The 21,048-nt window shown below is 58.2% G+C and carries 18 protein-coding genes; 11 read left to right on the top strand and 7 right to left on the bottom strand.

The window, feature by feature from the left end:
* The first annotated feature begins 12 nt into the window (after positions 1–12).
* The 3 genes from M0D65_RS19145 to M0D65_RS19155 all read left to right on the top strand — a co-directional run bounded on the left by M0D65_RS19145 (position 13) and on the right by M0D65_RS19155 (position 2,826).
* Positions 13–882 carry an alpha/beta fold hydrolase gene (locus M0D65_RS19145; protein ID WP_266254084.1) on the top strand — a complete coding sequence of 290 codons (870 nt, stop codon included), beginning with the start codon at positions 13–15 and terminating at the stop codon, positions 880–882.
* A 45-nt stretch (positions 883–927) separates the two neighbouring features.
* Complete coding sequence (locus M0D65_RS19150; protein ID WP_266254085.1) at positions 928–1,248, top strand: NIPSNAP family protein; 321 nt, start codon at positions 928–930, stop codon at positions 1,246–1,248.
* A gap of 120 nt (positions 1,249–1,368) precedes the next feature.
* Complete coding sequence (locus M0D65_RS19155) at positions 1,369–2,826, top strand: NAD-dependent succinate-semialdehyde dehydrogenase (protein ID WP_266254170.1); 1,458 nt, start codon at positions 1,369–1,371, stop codon at positions 2,824–2,826.
* Between the two features lie 66 nt (positions 2,827–2,892).
* On the opposite strand, the gene M0D65_RS19160 is transcribed toward M0D65_RS19155, so the two are convergent.
* The gene (locus M0D65_RS19160) at positions 2,893–3,618 is read right to left on the bottom strand and encodes an IclR family transcriptional regulator (RefSeq protein WP_266254086.1); all 726 of its coding nucleotides are present in this window, start codon (positions 3,616–3,618) and stop codon (positions 2,893–2,895) included.
* Positions 3,619–3,865: 247 nt separating this feature from the next.
* Between M0D65_RS19160 and M0D65_RS19165 the strand changes: the two genes are divergently transcribed.
* The 4 genes from M0D65_RS19165 to M0D65_RS19180 all read left to right on the top strand — a co-directional run bounded on the left by M0D65_RS19165 (position 3,866) and on the right by M0D65_RS19180 (position 8,396).
* Positions 3,866–4,849 carry a helix-turn-helix domain-containing protein gene (locus M0D65_RS19165; protein WP_266254087.1) on the top strand — a complete coding sequence of 328 codons (984 nt, stop codon included), beginning with the start codon at positions 3,866–3,868 and terminating at the stop codon, positions 4,847–4,849.
* Positions 4,850–5,009: 160 nt separating this feature from the next.
* On the top strand, positions 5,010–6,458 hold the full coding sequence (locus tag M0D65_RS19170; protein ID WP_266254088.1) for an APC family permease: 1,449 nt from the start codon (positions 5,010–5,012) through the stop codon (positions 6,456–6,458).
* A 102-nt stretch (positions 6,459–6,560) separates the two neighbouring features.
* On the top strand, positions 6,561–7,904 hold the full coding sequence (locus M0D65_RS19175) for an aminotransferase class III-fold pyridoxal phosphate-dependent enzyme (RefSeq protein WP_266254089.1): 1,344 nt from the start codon (positions 6,561–6,563) through the stop codon (positions 7,902–7,904).
* A gap of 93 nt (positions 7,905–7,997) precedes the next feature.
* Positions 7,998–8,396 (top strand): nuclear transport factor 2 family protein, encoded by a 399-nt coding sequence (locus tag M0D65_RS19180; RefSeq protein WP_266254090.1) that lies wholly within the window; start codon positions 7,998–8,000, stop codon positions 8,394–8,396.
* Positions 8,397–8,463: 67 nt separating this feature from the next.
* Here the strand turns inward: M0D65_RS19180 and M0D65_RS19185 are convergent, their stop codons facing one another.
* On the bottom strand, positions 8,464–9,903 hold the full coding sequence (locus M0D65_RS19185) for an aldehyde dehydrogenase (protein WP_266254171.1): 1,440 nt from the start codon (positions 9,901–9,903) through the stop codon (positions 8,464–8,466).
* Between the two features lie 395 nt (positions 9,904–10,298).
* Between M0D65_RS19185 and M0D65_RS19190 the strand changes: the two genes are divergently transcribed.
* Complete coding sequence (locus tag M0D65_RS19190; RefSeq protein WP_266254091.1) at positions 10,299–11,357, top strand: porin; 1,059 nt, start codon at positions 10,299–10,301, stop codon at positions 11,355–11,357.
* A gap of 234 nt (positions 11,358–11,591) precedes the next feature.
* Here the strand turns inward: M0D65_RS19190 and M0D65_RS19195 are convergent, their stop codons facing one another.
* The 5 genes from M0D65_RS19195 to M0D65_RS19215 form a co-directional block, all read right to left on the bottom strand.
* On the bottom strand, positions 11,592–12,731 hold the full coding sequence (locus M0D65_RS19195; RefSeq protein ID WP_266254092.1) for an alkene reductase: 1,140 nt from the start codon (positions 12,729–12,731) through the stop codon (positions 11,592–11,594).
* Between the two features lie 129 nt (positions 12,732–12,860).
* The gene (locus M0D65_RS19200; protein ID WP_266254093.1) at positions 12,861–13,607 is read right to left on the bottom strand and encodes an SDR family NAD(P)-dependent oxidoreductase; all 747 of its coding nucleotides are present in this window, start codon (positions 13,605–13,607) and stop codon (positions 12,861–12,863) included.
* Between the two features lie 186 nt (positions 13,608–13,793).
* Positions 13,794–14,732, bottom strand: a complete 939-nt coding sequence (locus tag M0D65_RS19205) for a homocysteine S-methyltransferase family protein (RefSeq protein WP_266254094.1) — start codon at positions 14,730–14,732, stop codon at positions 13,794–13,796.
* A gap of 159 nt (positions 14,733–14,891) precedes the next feature.
* Positions 14,892–15,806, bottom strand: a complete 915-nt coding sequence (locus tag M0D65_RS19210; RefSeq protein ID WP_266254095.1) for an NmrA/HSCARG family protein — start codon at positions 15,804–15,806, stop codon at positions 14,892–14,894.
* Between the two features lie 83 nt (positions 15,807–15,889).
* A complete protein-coding gene (locus tag M0D65_RS19215; RefSeq protein WP_266254096.1) occupies positions 15,890–16,507 on the bottom strand; it encodes a TetR/AcrR family transcriptional regulator in 618 nt (205 codons plus the stop codon).
* 264 nt (positions 16,508–16,771) lie between these two features.
* On the opposite strand from M0D65_RS19215, the gene M0D65_RS19220 reads away from it, so the two are divergent.
* The 3 genes from M0D65_RS19220 to M0D65_RS19230 all read left to right on the top strand — a co-directional run bounded on the left by M0D65_RS19220 (position 16,772) and on the right by M0D65_RS19230 (position 21,005).
* Positions 16,772–17,635: a sugar phosphate isomerase/epimerase gene (locus M0D65_RS19220; protein WP_266254097.1), complete on the top strand. Its 864-nt coding sequence runs from the start codon at positions 16,772–16,774 to the stop codon at positions 17,633–17,635.
* A gap of 789 nt (positions 17,636–18,424) precedes the next feature.
* Entirely contained in the window at positions 18,425–19,267 is an 843-nt protein-coding gene (locus M0D65_RS19225; protein WP_266254098.1) for a LysR substrate-binding domain-containing protein, read from the top strand.
* A gap of 739 nt (positions 19,268–20,006) precedes the next feature.
* Entirely contained in the window at positions 20,007–21,005 is a 999-nt protein-coding gene (locus M0D65_RS19230) for a VOC family protein (RefSeq protein ID WP_266254099.1), read from the top strand.
* Positions 21,006–21,048 lie beyond the last annotated feature (43 nt).

A 21,048-nucleotide genomic window follows, 5' to 3' on the forward strand; every position in this document is an offset into this window, starting at 1 on the left:
AGAGAGCAAACGATGAACATGTCTGTGCAAGAGGGGTGGGTCGCGAGCGAGGGCTTGCGTCTGCGTTACGTGAGCTGGGGAAGTGTTGATGCACCGCCGGTGGTCATGCTGCATGGGCTACGCAGCTATGCCTACACATGGGAGCCGGTGGCTGCTGCGCTGGTCGATCGTTACCGGGTGATTGCACTGGATCAGCGCGGTCGCGGTGCGAGCGACTGGGATCCCCGGCGCGATTACTACACCGATGCGTACGTGCGCGATCTCAAGGTGCTCATCGAGACGCTCGGGCTTCAGCGCTTCGTGCTGCTCGGGCATTCGATGGGGGGCGCGAATGCGTTCGTCTATGCCGGCGACCATCCTGACCGGCTCGCGGGTCTGGTCATCGAAGATATGGGACCGGGAGCATCGGCCAGCTCGGCGGGTTCGGAACGCATCAAGCGCGAGCTCAAATCGACACCTGATGCATTCACCTCGTGGGACGAGGCGCGGGCATTCTGGCGGCGTCAGCGGCCGAACATCTCCGCGGCAGCACTCGATTCGCGGGTGGAACACTCGCTTAAGTCCGAAGCGGACGGTCGCGTGGTCTGGCGTCATGACGCGGAAGGCATTGCGGCCGCGCGACTGGCGGCGACGCCGGAGCAACTGGTCGATCTCTGGCCTGTTGTGACCGGTCTGCAGGTGCCCACACTGGTCCTGCGTGGCGGCAATTCAGATTTTTTGTCCGATATGGTTGCGGTGGAGATGGAGGCGCTCAATCCCCTCATCAACGCGCTCAGCATTCCGGGCGCGACCCACTATGTTCACGACGACAAGCTCACTATCTTTAACGTGGCGTTGCGCTACTGGCTTGATCGTCTGGACGATACGGCATGGCGCGGATGACTGGCCATTTCAAGGTATTTGCGCCGCAATCGCTGGAGAAATCACATGTTCGTTGAGCAGCGCATCTATACGCTGGTCCCGGGCGGTACGGCGGAATATCTCACGCTGTATGCCGAGTACGGCCGCGCTGCACAGGAACGCATTCTGGGCAGGATGCTGGGGTGCTTCACTACCGAGATCGGGCCGCTCAACCAGCTCATCTACCTGTGGCCGTTCGATTCGCTTGAGGAACGTGCCAGGCGTCGCACAGCGTTAATGTCGGATGCCGGATTCAGGGACTTCCGCGGCAAGGTGCGTCATCTGCTGGTCAGACAGGAGAACCTGATTCTCAAACAGGAAATTGGCAGTTCGCCCGTTGACCGATAGGTACGGAATTGCCCATTGGCAAACGCGCCGGTCTGCCGGTCTGCTGTCGCGTACGACACAGTCAACCGACCTTGTACAACTACCATCGAGGTATCCGTGTCGATTCCTTTTACGTCGTTCATGCCGCAGACGTCGGCTTCCGGTTCAGCTTACGCACCGCTTTACCTGTACATCGACGGCGCGTTCCACGCGGCCGGTCACCGTCGCATGCGCCCTGTCTATGATCCGGGCACGGAACAGGTGATTGGGGAACTGCCGCTTGCTGAACCCGAGGATATTGCATGCGCGGTAGATGCCGCGCATCGCGCGTTCGACATATGGAAGCGTGAATCTCCACTGGTGCGCTCCGGCATTCTGCGAAAGGCGGCGACGCTGATCCGAGAGCGCGCGCAGGAGATTGGCCGTCATATCACGATGGACCAGGGCAAGCCGCTACATGAGGCTGTTGCTGAAGTTGTGTCGTCCGCTGAGCATCTCGAGTGGCACGCCGAGGAGGGCAGACGCATCTACGGGCGCGTTGTGCCGGCGCGTTCCCCCGATGTCCAGCAAACGGTGTTGCGCGAGCCTGTCGGTGTGTGTGCCGCATTCTCGCCCTGGAACTTCCCGTTCAACCAGGCGATCCGCAAGGTCGGGGCGGCACTGGCGTCGGGGTGCACGCTCGTACTGAAGGGACCCGAAGAATCGCCGAGTGCCATCGTCGCCCTTGCGCGCGCCTTTCACGACGCCGGGTTGCCTTCGGGGTGCCTGAATATCGTTTGGGGTGTACCCAGCGAAATCTCGACACAGCTGATCGAATCTCCGCTTGTGCGCAAGATATCCTTTACTGGTTCGGTGGCGGTGGGAAAACATCTCGCGACATTGGCGGGTGCGCACATGAAGCGCATGACCATGGAACTGGGCGGCCATGCTCCGGTGATCGTGTGTGACGATGCAGACGTTGAACGCGCAGCCACGATGCTGGCCGCATACAAGTTCCGCAATGCTGGTCAGGTCTGCGTGTCACCGACCCGATTCTTTGTGCAGCGGCCAGTATTTGAACGCTTTGTCGCGACCTACCTTGAAGAGGTCAGCAAGATCCGGGTCGGCTACGGCCTGGAGCAGGGTGTGACGATGGGGCCCCTCGCACACGCGCGACGGGTTGCGGAAATCGATGGATTCGTGAAGGACGCGAAGGCAAAGGGCGCAGAGGTCGTTGCCGGCGGTGCCCGGCTTCAGGGGCTCGGGCACTACTACGCTCCTACAGTGATACTCGCGGCTGGATCGGATACCCGGCTCATGAACGAGGAGCCTTTCGGTCCCATTGTCGGCATTGTTCCTTTCGATGACATGGACGCGGTCATTTCCGAAGCGAACCGGTTGCCATTTGGGTTGGCCTCGTACGCCTTTACGACGTCGGCGCGCAATGCCCACCACATTGGCCGCGAGCTCGAAGCAGGGATGGTCAACATTAACCACTTCGGCATGGGGCCGGCGGAGATTCCGTTTGGAGGTGTCAAGGACAGTGGCTTTGGCAGCGAAGGCGGCACGGAGACCTTCGATGGCTATCTGGTGACCCGATTTGTCACCCAGTTGAACTGAACCAAGACAATGAACATCGGGGACAAAGACAGTCTTGAAGCCTGGCGTGCGTCGTTGCCTCCACGGTCAGGTTGCGTGACCGATACGTGCGGCTGCGTCGAGCAGAAGTTTGCCCAACACGGCCTCGTCAAACAACGCGAAATGCTCTTCGCGAAAGATCAGCGACACGCTGCTGTTGATTTCGCCGCTGCTTTCGGTCCTGATCGGCGCAGCAATGCCGACAAAGCCCTGACTGAGCTCACCGCGTGAGATCCAGTAACCGGTCTCGACGATATGCTGGCAGTGTCGCCAGAATGTCGCCCAGTCCCCGAATTCGCCCATCTCCCCGCGACACCGGCCATGCAGACGTTTGAGTCGCGCCCGCGACATCGACGCAACGATTACCTTTGACGATGCACCCTGAAACAACGGCATGATGCGACCACGTCCGAAGCCGAGGCGCAAACTCTCCACGCCGGCCTCGTGCATGACGTTGATGATCTGCTCGTCGTACAAGGTGGAAATCAGCGCGTCACCACCGGTCACCCGGACCAGGTTCTCAACGATCGGTGCTGCGGCATTCAGCGTCGGGTCCGACTGGCGCATGTTGTAGTCCAGATGAATGATGCGTGGCCCGAGCGTATACACACCGTTGTTGCTGACCAGCAGTCCGACCGATGCCAGTTCCTTCACGTACCGGTAGCATGTGGTTCGCGAGAAACCCATATGCTCCGCGATTTCTTCGGCTGCCATCGACATGGCGGACGACGAAAAGACATCCAGAATGGAGAGCATCTTGGTGAGGCTTGACATGGCGTGGTCCGTGGCGCTGAGAGGGGGGCAGAAGGCGGCGTTGCTGGTCGAGGTGTAATGTATATGAAATCCACATCACGGGATTTTAGAAAAAATACTGTCGTGAGTTCAACAATTTTTTTATCCTCTATCCTATATGGGTGTTGGTCTGAATTGACGGACAGCAAATGGTCGGTCGGCAGTCACTCAAGGTCGTTCTTCAGAGGGATAGCCCCGGTACCGGTCCATCTTCCGTCGAGGAGCGGTCATGCAGCTTTTCGTAACGTCTCACACTGACGTTCTTGAACATTCGGCAGCGGTGCTGGGCTGGCAACAAACGTACGACCAGCTCGAATGCGGGCGGCCACGCAGCACACTGACGCAGCTATGCGGCGATGGCTACCAGGTGTTTCTGGAGTCGATCGACAAACGTGTCGCCCAGCGGGGCCGGTCGCCTGCCGGGCGACTTTGCATTGGAGTGTCGTGGCAGGACCCGACGTTCGACAGCGAGGATTGGGCGCTCGCAAGTGGTGTATGCCAGGTCGCGCTGCTACGTAATGGCGAACCGTTCAATCTGCATATGCCCGCTGGAGCGACGTTGCTTTCCGTCAATCTGGATTTCGCGCGATTTCGTGAGCTGGCGCTCACCTGCCTGGACGATGCCCGGTTGCGTCAGATCGACGATGCCGGCTCTATCGAAGTGCCGGTGCCGGTAGTCGCACGAGTTGCTGGACGCCTGCGCGGTGTCCTTCAGCAAGCCGCAGGGCAGAATGGATTAGCGGCATCTTCCTGCGGGGATAACGACATGGTTGATCTGGCCATGTCTGGATCCCTGGAGTTATTCAGTGGTGGTCATACGGGCCGGACCGAACGATGTCGCTCGCTTGCGGTAAGTACCTGGCTCGTCAGGCGCAGCGAAGAACTTCTCTTCGACCGGGCGGCTGTGACTCTGACCGTTACGGACCTGTGCAATCAGCTCAAGGTGAGCCCCAGAGCGTTACAGAACAGTTTCCACGCAGTCACGGGTAGCGCGCCAGTGGAATACCTGCGCGGCCTTCGCCTGAACGCCGTCCGGCGCCGGCTGGCTACCACGTCTCCCGATGCACTCGGTGTAGGCGGCGCGGCAGCCGAAATGGGTTTTTATCACCTCAGCCACTTCGCGCGCCACTATCGCGACCTGTTCGGCGAATTACCGTCAAACACGCGTCGCGCCCGCACTTTGTCCGTTAGCCAGGGTATACGACAGCACTGATTTTTTGTGCCGATTCGGGCTAACCGCCTACTGGTCCAGCGCCCTACGATCAAGCTCACACAACCGGAGACACGCAAGGCGGTCGATAGCTTTGCACGTCGGGCGTGATATCCACGGCCATAGTGCCGCACTGACCTACGTACACGACGGAGGGAGCACGATGCTCCAGCAGACCCAGGTTCCACAGCCTGTCGGACTCAGGCAGGGCGCCTTGAGTACCGGATTCATTATTTTCTTTGTCATATCGGCGGCCAGCCCGTTAGCCGTTCTTGCCGGTGCCTTTCCGATCGGCATCATGCTTGGCAATGGGCCGGGTACGCCAGCCCTGTTGCTTGCCACCCTCGCGATCCTGCTGGTTTTTTCCGCGGGCTATACGGCCATGGCCAGGCATGTCGCCAATGCCGGTGGTTTCTACGCGTTTTCGTGTCGAGGCCTGGGTGGAGTCGCAGGCGGCGGCGCTGGCGTACTTGCCATGTTCTTCTACAACATCATTCAGATCGGCGTATATGGGCTGTTCGGTGCGGTGGTATCCGACACCATGGTTGCGACATTCCATGTCGTGCTGCCCTGGTGGGCGTACTCGTTTATCGCCATGGCGAGTGTCGCCATACTCGGCTACCGGCAGATCGATTTGTCGGCGCGCCTGCTGTCGGTGATGGTGACAGCCGAGTACATCGCCATTTTTGTTCTCGACATCTGCATTCTGCTGAAGGGCGGGGCCGTCGGCGTCAATCTCGACGCGTTCAAGCCGGTCAACGTATCTAGCGGGTCCCCCTCCATCGGCTTGCTGTTCTGTTTTGCGGCCTTTATAGGCTTCGAGGCGACCACGATTTACGGTGAGGAAGCAAAAGACCCGAAGCGATCTATCCCGATCGCCACATTTGTGGCCGTACTGCTGATCGGTGCGTTCTATTCGCTGTCGGTGTGGGCGATGGTCGTGGGTGTGGGCGCAGGCAAGATTGTGTCCGTGCTACAGGCCATGCAGGACCCGACTACTTTCATCTACGGCCTGTCTGATCATTACGTTGGGAGCGGACTCACGCATGTGATTCGCGTTCTTTTCATCGTGAGTCTCTACGCTGGTCTGCTGGCCTTCCACAATTCGGCTGCCCGGTACTTTTTCGCCGGTGGTCGTGACCGCTTGCTGCCGCAGAAGTTTGGTCGGGCACATGGCTCGCACCAGAGTCCGCACATCGGCTCATTGCTGCAAACAGTCATTGCAGTCGTTGCGGTTGGTCTCTTTGCAATGTTCGGCGCAGATCCGGTTATGCAGTGCTTTGCATGGCTGTCGAACGTCGCCACATTGTGCGTGATTCTGCTCATGGCAATTACCTCCGCGGCGGTGATCGGCTTTTTCCGCAAGCGTCCATCAAGCGGCGAGAGCCGCCTGCGTACCCAGGTACTGCCTGCAATCTCGTGCGTCGTCTTGATCTACGTACTGGTCACGGCAATCCGGCACTTCGACGTCCTCACCGGAGCGAGTGGTTTGCTGGCGTATGGGCTGTGCTCCCTGGTGCCTCTGGCCGTAGTGCTGGGCGTCATTCTGGCCGTGCGGCTGCGGCGTGTATCCCCTGAGCACTATCGTCGCCTTGGGATGCATACGGTCTAGTGGTTCAGGGGCAAGTCCGGGAACGGCTGGATCGCGGCATCGTCTGCGAATTCGCCCGGACTGTTTTTTGTGAAACCGAGAAAACTTCGCGAGCAATATCTTATGGACTATCAAAAACGCACCAAACGTTTCTGGCACCCGATGAGTTCTTCAGCAGCCGGGCATTCGGCACCGACTCTCGTGATTGCAAGGGGCGACGGTAACTATGTCGTCGATGTGGAAGGCAACCGCCTGCTCGACGGAGCGGGTGGCCTGTGGAACGTGAACGTCGGCCACAATCGACCCGAGGTCAAGGCAGCGATTTCACGGCAACTGGACGAGATCGCTTACTACCAGACTTTCGACGGCGTAGCGCATCCGCGCGTGTATGACCTGGCCGACCGCCTGTGTCAGATGTTTGCTCAGGAAGACATGCAGCGCGTGTTGTTCAGCAGTGGGGGCTCCGACGCGATCGAGACGGCGCTGAAGATGACGCGCCAGTACTGGGTTGCCGCCGGCGAGCCGTCGCGGACGAAGTTCCTGTCGTTGCGTAATGGCTATCATGGTTCACACATGGGCGGAACGTCGGTCGGCGGCAGTGGTGTCTATCACTACAACCATGGGCCGTTGTTGCCGGGCTGCGTGCAGCTCGATACCCCCTGGCTGTATCGCAATCCGTGGAACTGCGAGGATGCGGATCAACTCGTCGGGCATTGCATCCGGCAACTCGAGGAAGTCATTGCGTTCCATGGGCCGCAGACGATTGCGGCGTTCATCGCTGAACCGGTGCAGGGCGCGGGTGGCCTCATTGTGCCGCCTGCTTCCTACTGGCCCCGCGTGCGCGAAGTCTGCAACCGCCACGGTATTCTGCTGATCGCGGACGAGGTCGTGACCGGTTTCGGTCGTACCGGGGCCATGCTGGGGAGCCGAGGGTGGGGCGTGGCGCCCGACATCCTGTGTCTGGCCAAAGGTATCTCCGCGGGATATGTTCCGTTGGGAGCGACGTTGTTCAACGGGCGCATTGCCAAGGCAATTGAAAACGGCAAAGGCTTTTCACACGTTGTCATGCACGGCTACACGTATAGTGGGCATCCGCTCGCGTGTGCAGCGGCACTGGCCGTGCTCGACATTGTCGAGGCCGAGGATCTGCCTGCTAACGCTGCACGCGTGGGCAAGCATCTTCTCGAGCAGTTGTTGCCATTGCGAGAAGAATTCGAGGTCGTTGGCGACGTGCGTGGAAAGGGGTTGATGCTGGCGCTCGATTTCGTGACTGACAAGGCCAGCCGGACTCCTGTCGACCCGGGCGAGGGCTTTCCCGTCCGCGTAGTCGATGCTGCTCGCAAGCGAGGGGTACTGGTGCGCCCGGTGGCCAACAAGATCGTTCTGTCGCCGCCGCTCACGCTGACGGTGGAAGAAGCAGACCTGATTGCTCGAACGCTGCGCGAGGCGTTGCATCACTGTCGCTGACCTGGCTTCAAGAGCAGGTTAGTGAAAACAGGAAAACCCGGCGGGGGTATGAATAACCCGCCGGGCTTTCGTTTGAGATGAGAGGGTATTCACATGCAACATGACCGGCAGGACGAACAGGCCGCCCTGAAGACGATACAGGATTTCCTGGACGGGATTCAGGCGCGCGACAAGGAAGCCATGCTCCGCCTGGTTCTTCCTGATGGCGGCGCCACGCTGCTTAGGAATGGACAACCGCTTCATATGAGTATGCGTGCGGTGATCGAGCGTATTGAATTCGACGCGGCAATCGAAATGATCGAGAGTATTCACGATCCTCTAGTTCTGATCGACAGCGACATAGCGATGGCATGGACACCCTATGAATTCCATATGAATGGCGCGCTACATCATCTCGGTACGAACATCTTCACGCTGCTGCGCCGCAACGGTCGATGGCTGATCTCTGGTGTTGCAGACTACAGCCGTGCACCGAACGACGTTCCACAATAGCGGTCTGTCGTTCCAGCTGATTTCCAGCGTGATTTCCTGGCGACGGTCTTACCGACCGTCGCTCTGCCTAGAGAGATATCGTTACTGTCTTTTCGCGAACGTAGGACATCATCGACATGCGCGACAGATCATGACCTGAGCCACTGTCCCTGTGACCGCCCCATGCGAGGCGTGCGTCGAGTGGGCTCCAGCAATTGACGGCGACTGCGCCAACGTCGATTTGCCTGGCGAGTTTGTGCGCTTTGCTTACATCTTGTGTCCACAATGAAGTGGACAACGCATAACGGGTGGAATTTGCGATCCGCACGGCGTCTTCGTCATCGCTGAACGGGACGATGACTCCGACCGGGCCGAATATTTCTTCCTGAGCGAGCACACTGGTACTGTCGACGTGAACGAATAAGGTAGGACACACAAAGAAGCCTTGCTCTGGCACGGGACGGCCACCGGCGATCATGCGTGCACCTTCGCTCAACCCCTTCTGGATATAGCCATTGACCCGCTCCTTCTGGCGAGCGTTGATGAGTGAACTCATCTGGGTTTCGGGGTCCTGAGGAAGACCGATACGGATTGCGTTGGTGGCGGCAGCTAGCTGGCCGGCCACTGCGTCGGCGATTGACTCATGCACAAGAATGCGTGAACCGGCGGCGCAGGTCTGGCCTTGATTCGCAAACAGTCCCAGCAGCAAACCGTCGATCGCTCGGGACACGTCGGCGTCGGACAGCAGGATCTGGGCGGCCTTGCCCCCAAGTTCAAGCGTCAATGGCTTGAACGAGCCAGCCAGATCGCGAGCAATCGCACGACCGACTTCCGTGCTGCCAGTGAAGCTGACCTTGGCGACATCCGGATGCGTAGTCAGTGCGCGGCCGGTGGTGGGGCCCACTCCGTTGACCAGATTAACCACCCCGTCCGGAATGCCTGCCTCGGCCACGAGACGCATCAGATGCGTCAAGGTAACCGGTGCATCTTCAGAGGGCTTGATGACTACGGTACATCCTGCAGCGAGGGCCGGGGCTAGCTTCCAGACGCAGATCATGAGTGGTGCGTTCCACGGAATGATCTGTGCAACGACACCGACTGGTTCAAGCTCGGTGTAATTGAGCGTTGACCGGCCCATGCTGCCAGCGGTCGGAATCGTTCGCCCCTCAAGTTTGTCTGCCCATCCAGCGAAATAACGGAGTGTGTCGACCGACATCGGGATGTCCATCATGCGCATCTCGATGGCCGGACGTCCCTGTTCACGTGCGAGCAGGGTGGTCAGTTGCTCGGTGTCGCGCTCGATCAGATCGGCGAGACGATGCAGCGTCGCGGCGCGTTGCACGGCAGGCGTGTGGCGCCATACGGTCTCGAATGCGGTTTTCGCTGCGGCCACAGCGCTGTTGACCTCGGTTTGTCCCGACGCGGCGACGCGGGCCAGCTCGCCTCCCGTGGCTGGTTCAAGCTTGACGAAGGTCTCGCCGCTGGTGGCAGCGCTAAAGCGCCCATTGATGAAGTTCTCTACCTGCATGCTCATCGCGTTTCCTTGGGGCACGCCTGTCGTGCCGAAGTTGATAACAACGGGTCGATGGACCAACGCTAGCGGTTGATCCTCATCTGCGTCAACCGGACGGAAATCAGTGAAAACCCTCGATGATCGTTGGAGGAAAAAACAGTCGCCCGATTTCTCCATGAAGTACAAGAAATCCCGTCGGTTGGCTTGTGTTGCATTTTAGCTTATGTTTTCCCAAATTTATTTTTTTTAAATCCCGTAATTGGGGATACTTCTCACGTGGAGCGACAAGTGAATTCCGGTGACTTTGCCTTCCACTATCCGCGCCGAGACGATGCCAGGTTGCCGGCGCAACGTGAGACCACTGGTTGTACCTGGCCCGGTGGTACCTGGAGATAAATCGGACGATAGACATGAAAATGAAGACATTGGTGCTAGCGATGTTGCCGTTCGGCGTTTCGGTCCCGGCGTTTGCGCAGTCGACAGTGACCCTGTATGGCGTTCTGGACACAGGGGTGACGTACACAAGCAATACGTCTTCCGGCCAGAACCATGGGAAGGACGTGGCCTTGCAATCGGGCGTCGCGATGCCCGAGCGTTGGGGCATCACGGGTAAGGAGGACCTCGGCGGTGGTAACTTCGCGATGTTCAGGCTCGAAAATCAGTTTCAGACATCTGACGGTACTCTGGCCTTTCCGGACACGGCCTTCGGCCTGCAGTCGTACGCAGGGCTAGGCGGAAACTGGGGCACCGTGACCTTGGGGCGTCAGTATGATTTTGCTGGCGACATCCTCCCGGCATTTGCCATTGCAGCGAATACGCCTGCTGGACTTCTGGCCTGGAGCCTGCCAGCCAATGCGTCGGCGGGCGGCGCGTTAGACAACCGGGTATGGGGTATTCAGGTGAACAACTCCGCAAAATATCTCAGCCCCACCTTTGCGGGCTTCTCCTTCGGCACGATGTGGGGCTTCGGCAACGTACCCGGATCCGTGGCGCGGAGCAGTACGCAGAGTTATCTGCTTTCGTACGACAACGGTAAGTTCAGCGCAGCGCTTGTGTATTTCGGGCAGCATGATGTGAGTTCCGGTGGCAACGTTCGCGTGTTTGCAGGTGGCGCGGGTTACAACCTCGGGAGCTTCCGGTTTTTCGGTCTCGTCTCTGATGTGAGCATCAGTTCGACTGCATCACCGCGTGCAATCACCTATGAGGCAGGGTTGACGTACCTTGTTACGCCTGCCATTCAGCTTGGCGGCGGCTTCCAGTATCAGGATCGGAACAACGGTATCGGCTCGGCCAACCAGGTGACAGTTACTGCCGACTACATCTTGTCCAAGCGCACGGACCTGTACACCATATTTGCGCTTGGGCATGACAAAGGCTACGGTGCGCAGGTTGAAGCTGCACCACTCGGCAGCAACGCTTCGGGGTCGATGCAGAGTGCGTTCCGGGTTGGCCTGCGACATCAATTCTGATCGTTATATTTCCCGCAGATTCATTTCCATACACGGGGCAATAGCACGAGCGGCGGATAGCGGTTGACGGCGTCCCTGGCTGTCGCCGTTGCCGCCGTCTGATCATTCAGGAGTGTCGTAGTGCGGGCGACCTCGAAGCGTCGGGGTTTGACGCCGAACGCTTCGTCAGGCAGCCGGGTAACGGCATCGAGTTGAACAGACGGCCCGCAGTCACGCGTGGCAGTACTGGACGAATCAGGCGACTATGGCCACGTGTTCCGGGTAATCGGTGTAACCGTGCCCGTTGCCACCGTAGAACGTCTGACGGTTGTACGCGGCGAGCGGCAGGTCGTGCTGGAAACGCGCGGGCAGATCCGGGTTCGAGATGAACATCCGGCCGAACGCGACCGCGTCCGCGATGCCAGTGCTAATCGCCTGCTCGGCACTACGCTTGTCGAAGCCGCCGGACGCGATCAATGGGCCGTCGAATTCTGAGCGAAATATCGCCGCAGCCGAGACGGGCAGTGAAAAGTTGGGCGCGTCGGTCTGACCTGCGTTTGCGCGCGGCTCGACGACGTGTAGATACGCGATCCGCGTCGACGACAACCAGGCGGTGACGCTGCGAAACAGCGCTTCGGGCTGGCTGTCGCCGATATCACCCAGCGTTCCGAACGGTGAGATACGAACCCCCACGCGCGTCTCGCCGAACACACCGGCGACAGCCTCGACCACCTCGCGTAGAAAGCGCATCCGGTTATCGATACTGCCGCCGTACTGGTCCGTGCGTTGATTGGAGCGTTCCTGCAGGAACTGGTCAATCAGGAAACCGTTGGCCGCGTGCACTTCGACACCGTCGACACCCGCGAGGTGCGCACTGGCGGCAGCGTGCCGGTATTCGTCGACGACACCGTCGATTTCCTCGAGCGTCAACGCTCGCGGCGTCTCAAACGGGTAGCTGACGAACTCGTGACCGAGCGCGTCGCCCGCGGGCCGAATCGCGGACGCTGACACGGGCAACGCGCGATTCAAATGATGACTGGAGTGGGAAATGCGGCCGGTATGCCAAAGCTGGACGAAGATCCGGCCGCCTTTAGCGTGGACTTCGTCAGCAACGTGCCGCCACCCCTGTACTTGCTCAGAGGTGTAGATGCCCGGGGTGCACGGGAATCCCTTCCCTTGCTGCGAGATCTGCGTAGCCTCGGAAATCAGAAGCCCGCCCTGGCTCGCACGCTGACCGTAGTAGGTCGCCGCCAGCTCGCCGGGAACGTCTCCGGGCTGCAGTGCGCGCATTCGAGTCATCGGAGCCATCACTACGCGGTGCGCGAGTTCGAATGGGCCCAGTCGCATCGGGGCAAACAGCGGTGCGGAGGAGGACGCTTCAAAATGACTAGTCATATAGTATCCGGATGAATGCAGGATCCTGATTGGATGAGGCGCGATTCACGACACGATGCCGACAAAAACACGCAGCGGCACATCGCTGTACCCAACGCCAGTTGTTAACAAAATGAGTGCTGATTTCGCTTACGCGCCGTATCCACCGTCTACCGAGAAAACCGAGCCGGTAATGAAGCTTGCGCGTGGGCTCGCGAGAAACGCGACGGCTGCTGCGATTTCTTCCGGTCGACCATAACGGCCGAAGGCATTTCCCGCTCTCTGCCAATCCGCAAGAGGACCGTCATCCGGGTTCATGTCGGTATTGACGGAACCCACACGAATAACGTTCACGGTGATACCTCTCGAACCCAGATCGCGCGCGGCCCCCTTGCTAAAACCTTCCACAGCCGCCTTCGACGCCGCATAATCAGCCCTGCCCGGGCCACTCGCGCGATTTGCAATACCTGAGGACATCGAAATGATCCGGCCGCCGTCATTCATCAGACGCGAAGCGACGCGGATGGCCGTCAGAACGCCGTTGACGTTCACGGCGAACTGATGCTCGAAGGCGCTGGTTTCAGGTGTTTCGTGGATGGTGCCCGAGATGAACACGCCGGCGTTATTGACCAGGATATCCAGACCCCCAAAATCCTTTGTGACACGCGCCACCATGTCGGCGACCGCACTGGCATCTGCCTGGTTGGCCTGGTAGGCCCGCGCGTTCACACCGTTTGCCTGCAGCTCGGCAACAACCTGTGCCGCCTTGTCTGCCTGCTGGCTATACGTGATGGCCACGCTTGCACCCTGTGCAGCGAGTTCCTTCGCTACCGCCGCACCGATACCGCGCGAACCACCCGTGACGATTGCAACTTTTCCCTGAAGTATCCGATCCATTTTGAGTGCCCTGTCGCTGAGTCTGGCTATCAGACGATGACTTCGATTGTAGACAGGCCAATCGCAAAGAAAAGCAGCAGAATATGAATAGACTTTCCATATTCATGGACAATTCGATTTCGTAGGAGGAGCAGGCAGGGATGAGTCAGTCACTCGCGATTCGGGCTCGATCGATGGTGTCTCAGACTATTCAGATGCTGCGGCAAGCCGGCGGGCCAATGCTCGGATATGGGCGTCAGATGTCCCGCAACAGCCGCCAAGAATTTTAGCGCCGTGCCGATGAAGCGTCGTCATGTGGTCAGCGAAAGCCTCAGCATCGTCGCCCGCCGCATGAGATAAATTCTCCAGTTCACTGGGCGGCAGAGCCGACGCGTTAGCTTGCAAACCCACAACTCTGCCGGAGTCCGGCCAGGTCACATGAGTCGAGGCATGCAGGTAATGACTTGGGTGTACACAGCCGATCTGGAAATGGATGGGGGGGCGTGAAACACCCGCATCAATCCGCGCAACCGCGTCCGCGAGCGAAACGCCATCCGGTAAATACCCGTGAGCGTTGATGATCGGCGCAAGGACGTACGGCAGCGTTGTTGCGGCGCACGCTCGGGAGAGACCCAGCAGTTCCTCGGTGCTCGCGAAGGTCGGCGCATACAGCAGGTCGACCCCGCTCTGGGCGAATACATCGGTCTGTGCAGCATGGTACGCGGAAGCGTCCTCAGCATCAGGCGCTCCAGCCGGATCATAACCGTCAACCCTCGGGCCGATCACGCCCGCAATATAAACCGTTCCCTCGAGCTTCAGCGAGCGACGCAAGTCTTGCAGAAATGCGACTGCCTCCTGATTGACGGTCCGCAAATCGCCAGGAGCAGTCCACCCTTGCTTGACCAGGCCATCTCTATGGGCTCGCCATGTCGCAGTACCCACTTGCATGGGAATGCCATATTGAGCCGCTATTGTCATATAGCTTTCGTAAACAGCTTTAAGCGCACGGCGCCCATCGTCTTGAAAGAGGTGAACGAAGCTCGCCGAATCCGGCACAGACAAGCCGAATTCATAGACGAGACGCGTCACAATCGCGCCTTCCGTCAAGATTGCTGTCGCCGTACTAACCCGTTCTGAAAAATTCATTCATCCTCTCCCGGATCGGTTGCAGACTCATTGATCAATACGTGCCACGCCGCCGCCACTGAATTGACGCCCGGAGCAGCGAAAAGCAGAACGGCCTCGCTGCGCTCCAGACGGCGTTCGACGGACAGGTTGCAGGCACACATAACTTCGCGACTTTCGCTATGCCCGCGGATCTGGGAAATTCATCCGTGCCCACTCTAGGAACGTGTCTGGATGCCTGCCAGCCAGCTTGTTGGCGAGTGCAATCCGGTCGCGCGAGTCGGAGCCCAGATAGGTATATCTCCGGAAGTATTCAAACGTTGCCGCGATCTCGGCAGCTCCTGGGTAGAGCGTAGAAAATATGTCCCCGGGAACCTGCTTGAATGAAAACCTGTGTCCCAGGTGATTCAATGTTTCAATGACGTCGTTAAAGCTCATGAAATCGCCGACGAGGGGCAGGTACGCACCGTGCCCTGCCTGATCCGGGTGCGCGAAGGCGCCGACAACGATGTCACCGAGTTCGTGAATGTCACCCATGTGAATGCAACATACTGCGGGATCGAGTGGAAGGGCCCAGCCGTCGGATCCGTCCGCTTGCTTCTGCGGGCTCAGGAACCCCATAAAGTTCTGATAGTAGAAAGGTGCGATGACAAACGTGTGGTATGCGAATCCGGCTTCCTCGACGATTCTGTCAACCTTCGCTTTACCGGTAAAGTGAGGGACATGAATTTCCCCTCTGCTGATCGCCTCTACGTCCGGAAGCGTCGACCAGATAAAGTGTTTGACCCCGGCGTTGCTGGCAGCGCAGATTGCCGCGGTTGCCTGTTTGATCTCGTCGACCCCGTTGACCCCGTGCTGCCAGAAATCGGTAATCAGGAAGACGCCGTATGCGTTCTCGAATGCAGCTCTGAGGGTTTCCGGACGATTCAGATCCGCTTCGACAACTTCGTCGGCGAGGTCTCGATGGCGGTCCGGATTGCGAGTCAAAGCGCGTACCCTGAACTGGCCGTCTGCTTGCAACGCACGTATCACGGCGCCACCCTGGCTTCCAGTTGCTCCAATAACAGAAATCAGTTTTTTACTACTCGGTAACATGCTCGGGTCCTTGATGAAATGCCTGCGCTGAGCCTGGGCACTTTGGCGGCGCGCGATTTCCTCTAGCGGCAAAGTGCGAGAATCTACGCCGACCGGCTGCGCCGTTTCTTCGCAATGACCGGCTGCTGACGACTAATTCCGAGAGATGTCGCCTGGAGGATTTCATCCGAGAGTTCGGGGCGGCCGTGCTTAACTGCGCGAGACAGAACGATCGCACCGACAAGGGTAGACAACGTTCCAATTGCATCTTGTCGGCTACTCGGGCCGATCGCAGACTGGAAGCGCGAAATCAGATCAATATATTGCTCGAGTCCGTCCGCGAATGCCGCCTGGGCTTCACAAGGCTGGCGGCTTACATCCACCGCGAGACTCCCGGTAGGGCACCCTCCGGAAGGCGTGTCACGGTGTGCAGGCGCGAGATAGCCGAGCAGCGCGTCTGTCATCGCCTCCGAAGGTTCGTCATTTCCAGTGACCTTCGCCTCCAGTTCGTTGACCGACTGGCCGAACGCATACCGGATCACTTCGACGGCAAGATCTGCTTTCGATTCGAAGTGGTTGTAGAACCCGCCATGGCTAAATCCCGCAGCGCTCATCAGGTCCGCGACCGAAACGTTGTCGATCCCCTGCGTTTTGAACAGCCGTGTGGAGGCCTCAAGGATCTCATCGCGGTTCTGGGCTGCTTGTTCCTTCGTTAGACGCACTGGCGCTCTCCCGCATTTCAAGAAAAGTTCTTGACAACGATGATAGTCGACATCAATACTTTGATGTCAATCGCCATCATTATGGCAGCCCAGTGAGGTTTCGCAAGTGTGGAATGTGCACCCTCGTAACCAGAAGCACTTGGGTACAGATGGGGGGCCGTGTGGGCTTGGGCCTGGCTACATGATCAACACGCGACCTTCTGCCAGAGGTGTGACCGCTGGCGGGTGGTCTGGAAAAAGTAGTTAGTCGATAAGGAGGGCGCCATGGCGTCAGAAGTTCTCGCAAGCTTTTTTACAATTGCAGGCGACTGTGAACTTGAGTTCCTGGGCGGAACGGAGATCAGTCCCTTCGACCTTCGTGATCGGATTGAGGCGGTTGCCAAGGCCGGATACACGGGGATCGGCTTCGGCGACAAGGACCTCAAGCATTGGGGCCGTGTCTATCCGCCGAATGTCGTCAAGTCCATCCTGGCCGACAATGGAATTCACTATGTCGAACTGGAGATGCTGTTCGGCTGGTATTCCGACGGCGAGGAGAGAAAGAAGTCCGACTCCGCGCGCGCGGAGTTACTGAAGTGGGGCGAAGGCCTGGCAGTCCGGCACATCAAGGTTGGGACCGACTTCAGCGACAGACATTGGGACGTCGATCTCATTGCCCGCGAGTTTGCGCGTCTGTGTGCTCAGGCTGCCGACGTAGGCACGCGGATCGCGCTTGAGCCTATGCCGGTGACGACGCTCAAGACACCGACCGAGGTTCTGGACATGATCGACCGGTCCGGCGCCGGGAACGGAGGGGTGTTGCTTGACATCATTCACATGGTAAGGGGGCGAATTCCATTTGAATCTCTGGCAAAGCTTCCCGGCGATCGCATATTCGCCGTGGAACTGGGTGACGGGCTTGCCCAGCCCGTTGAGAACGATATTGTCGTCGACGGCACGGGCTATCGTCGGAGACCGGGCGACGGCGAGTTCGACGTCACAGGGTTCATCTCTGCCGTACGCGCGACCGGATTTGATCGGCCTTTCGGTACAGAGATTCTTTCAATCGAGAATAGAGGACTGTCCCTGCACGACGCTGCCACTCTGAATTTCCAGGCGGCGTCGGCGGCGCTCAAGCGGACTGCTTAGAGTGTATCTAGCATGAATACCGCGTAGCAGAGTAAACCAGCCATTGCGTGAGGCGCGTCCAATGGGCTCGGACCGGTAATGACCGAGGCGCTCGCAGAGGGAGCGAGCGTGATCATGTGTACCACGTCACGTGGACAAGCTTGCGCGAGAGGCAGACAGACTTGGCGCTGTCGTTGCACCGCTTGACCTGTGCGACGTCGCCCCACCGGATAGGCTCGTGACTCGATGCGTCGAGTCCTCCGGTGGGGCGGCCGTCCTGATATGAAACGGAGTAGGTCCCAAGACTGGTTGCACGAGAAATATAACAATCAGTGATCGTCAAGAGTCCTACCAACTTCCCGTATTTAAATTCGTAAGGCTAGCTCATCCAGCGGTCCCCTACCTGGAGCGCGGTTTATCTGGTCACATCATTGCAGTCTCAGTGACAGGCTTGCGCGCCCCCACGTCGTGCGTCGTTCCAACGCTGCGCGAACAGGGATTCACCGATACGCCTCTCCGCGTAAAGCTACGAACATCTCATCCAGAGAACACATGCTAACGCGCATGCGCCCGTCTCTTTCGGATGACGTTCAGAATTGGATAGTTCCCTTCCACACGGAGCGGATCGAGTGATGCTTTACGTTTACCAGATTGATAGTCTCGAAGCGGTATATTCACGACGTGGCTATTTTGGGGGACGATGGTGCGATTCAATAAACTAGACCTAAACCAACTCGTTGTACTGGACGCCATTCTGGACGAACGCAGCGTTGGTCGGGCGGCGGAGCGAGTATTTTTGAGTCAACCGCGATGAGCAACGCCCTCGGACGCCTGCGCGATTATTTCGAGGATGACCTGCTACTCCAGGTAGGGAAAACCATGGTCCTTACTCCTCTCGGAGAGAGCCTCGCAAAGCCGGTTCGCGACGTCTTGTTGCAGGTTCAGGCGATAACGACAACCAGACCATGTTTTGATCCACTGACTTCGAACCGGAAAATTGCGATCGAGGCGTCGGACTACGTTATGAATATTTTTCTATCGGAGGTCGTTAAGGTAGCGTGGGAGGAGGCACCGGGGATTCAGTTTGACTTACGACTGGTGAGTACGAATTCCCGGGAGAACCTTGATAGCGGCGATATCGAACTACTGTTGGTGCCGGACTTCTTCAATGCGCCAGATCATCCATCGGAAGCGTTGTTCGAAGATACTTTCTCGTCGGTCGTTTGGGCTGGCAATGCCGAAGTCGGTGCGCGAATATCGGAAAAACAATACCTCGCGATGGGGCACGTTGCGGTCCAGTGGGGGAGCGGTCAGCTCGTCTCGATCGAAGAAGAGTTCATGCTTAAGCATGGAATCAAAAGGCGAAGGGAGATAGTCGCGCCGAGCTTTACGCTGCTTCCGCGTCTACTTGTTGGTACAGATCGGATTGCAACGTTGCATACCCGGTTGGCAACTTCTCTCGCGGAGCACTATCCTTTGCGCGTCGTACATTGCCCAGTGCAAATACCTCGCATTGTTGAGACGATGCAGTGGCATCGATATCAGGAGCGCGACCCGGCAATCTCGTGGATCAGGCAACTTTTTAAGCGCGTCGCTGGATCGCTGTCCTCGCCTCAAGAGCCGCCTCCGGCTCGAGGTAGAAAAAAACGATGAACCTCGTGTGGCTCGTTCTACGCGCGTCAGATTGATTGGTAGCGAAAGATACCCAGACAACATGACAACGCCTGACGAGGACATTCGGGCTGACGCATTCGAGTTCGGCAGAAATCCGCTCCAGTAACAGACACCGGTGCGAGCGCTCGCGGACGTCGGACCATAGCGCACTCAATGCGTAGCTCACGATCGCTGCGCGGCTTACGACGAAGCCTTGCGGCTCGGTGATTCAGGCCCGTCGAGCTATGAGCCAGTGCAACTCCGGGCATGCCTGACCTCCCCCGTTAGCGATCCGCTTTCCAGTGATTCCACCTGAGCTTTCGGGTATCCCTGCTCTCCGGCGTCATGGCGAAAATCTCCTTCGTTCTTCAGGCCCAGATTGATCGTAGATCTGTGTCATGCAACGCATTTGGGTTCCGATGCCACACAACCCGTCGAACTACACCGACGCCGACGGATACATTCACATAGTGAATGTATCGTATTGAGATAATCAATTTGATAAACATCCATCGCAACTTGATGATTAATCCGTGGAAAAAACATCCAGTCGAGAACAACCTTTGACGGAGACGAGCGCATGCACATTCCCCTTCCTTTCCAGACGCCGTAGCGCGCCGCGATAGCGGTCGCGTACTTGAATAACTGGCGCTGCCGATTGCGATGAACGGTCCCCACCTGGTCGACTACGTCGACCGGATCCGCAACGTTGGTCGATGCTGTCAGAAGCGAACGATGTATGGAGACATTAGATATGACCATATTGGGTATCAAAGCTCTTGTATACGGCGTCGAGGACGTCGAGCGTTGCACGAATTTCTTCATCGATTTTGGTTTGCCGTTAATTCAGAGTGACGCCAAAGAATCCATCCTCGAGCTTGCAGAAGGCTCACGCGTTATTGTTCGCTCCATTGCGGACGCCCGTCTTCCATCGGGCAGTCTGGTAGGGACTGGGGTTCGCGAAGTAGTTTGGGGTGTGGACACGCAGGCCAGCCTCGAAACACTCGTGCGTGATCTCGAGCGGGATCGAAAGGTCGTACGTGCCGCCGATGGCGGCGCTCATTTCCTTAGCGATTGTGGTCTACCGCTGGCACTTGAAGTGTTCAGCAAGCGGCCGATCATAAACGCCCCAGATCCGGTAAATGCGCCTGGGGTGGTGAATCGACTGAACTCACACCGGAAATGGCGCAAGCGGGCCTATCCCAAGACAATTCAGCACGTAGTCTTTGCGGTGAAAGACTTCAGAAAGTCGTTCGAGTTTTTTCGCGATCGACTCGATTTCCGGCTGAGCGACTATCAGCACCATGTCGGTATCTATAGCCGCGCCGCGGGAAGTAATAGTCATCACAACCTCTTCCTTATAGACGCAAATTCGCCCGGGCCTGAAATGGACGGTCAGCCGCGCTTCCACCATGCGAACTTCGGTGTCGAAGACATCGACGAAATCATGACCGGAGCGAACTATATGGAACGCAAAGGTTGGCCGAAGTCGCACTTCGGCCTTGGCAGACATCGTATCGATTCAGCGTTGTTTTTCTATCTTCCGTGTCCTACCGGCGGTGAGGCGGAGTACGGAACTGACGGCGACTTTGTCGATGAGAGTTGGGTTCCGCGCGAATGGAATGTTCCGCTCTTCGGATTTGCCCACTACGTACACAATTTGCCCGAGTGGTTAATGGAGCCGCCAAAGTGGGAGTTCCGGTATCTGGACGGCGAGGTTCCCGCTGAGGCTGACTGAGTTAGGCGAAAAAAGCGGAGCAGGCGTGGTTATTTGCTTTCGC

Source organism: Paraburkholderia sp. CHISQ3 (genome assembly GCF_030464945.1).
Classification (GTDB): Bacteria; Pseudomonadota; Gammaproteobacteria; order Burkholderiales; family Burkholderiaceae; genus Paraburkholderia; species Paraburkholderia megapolitana.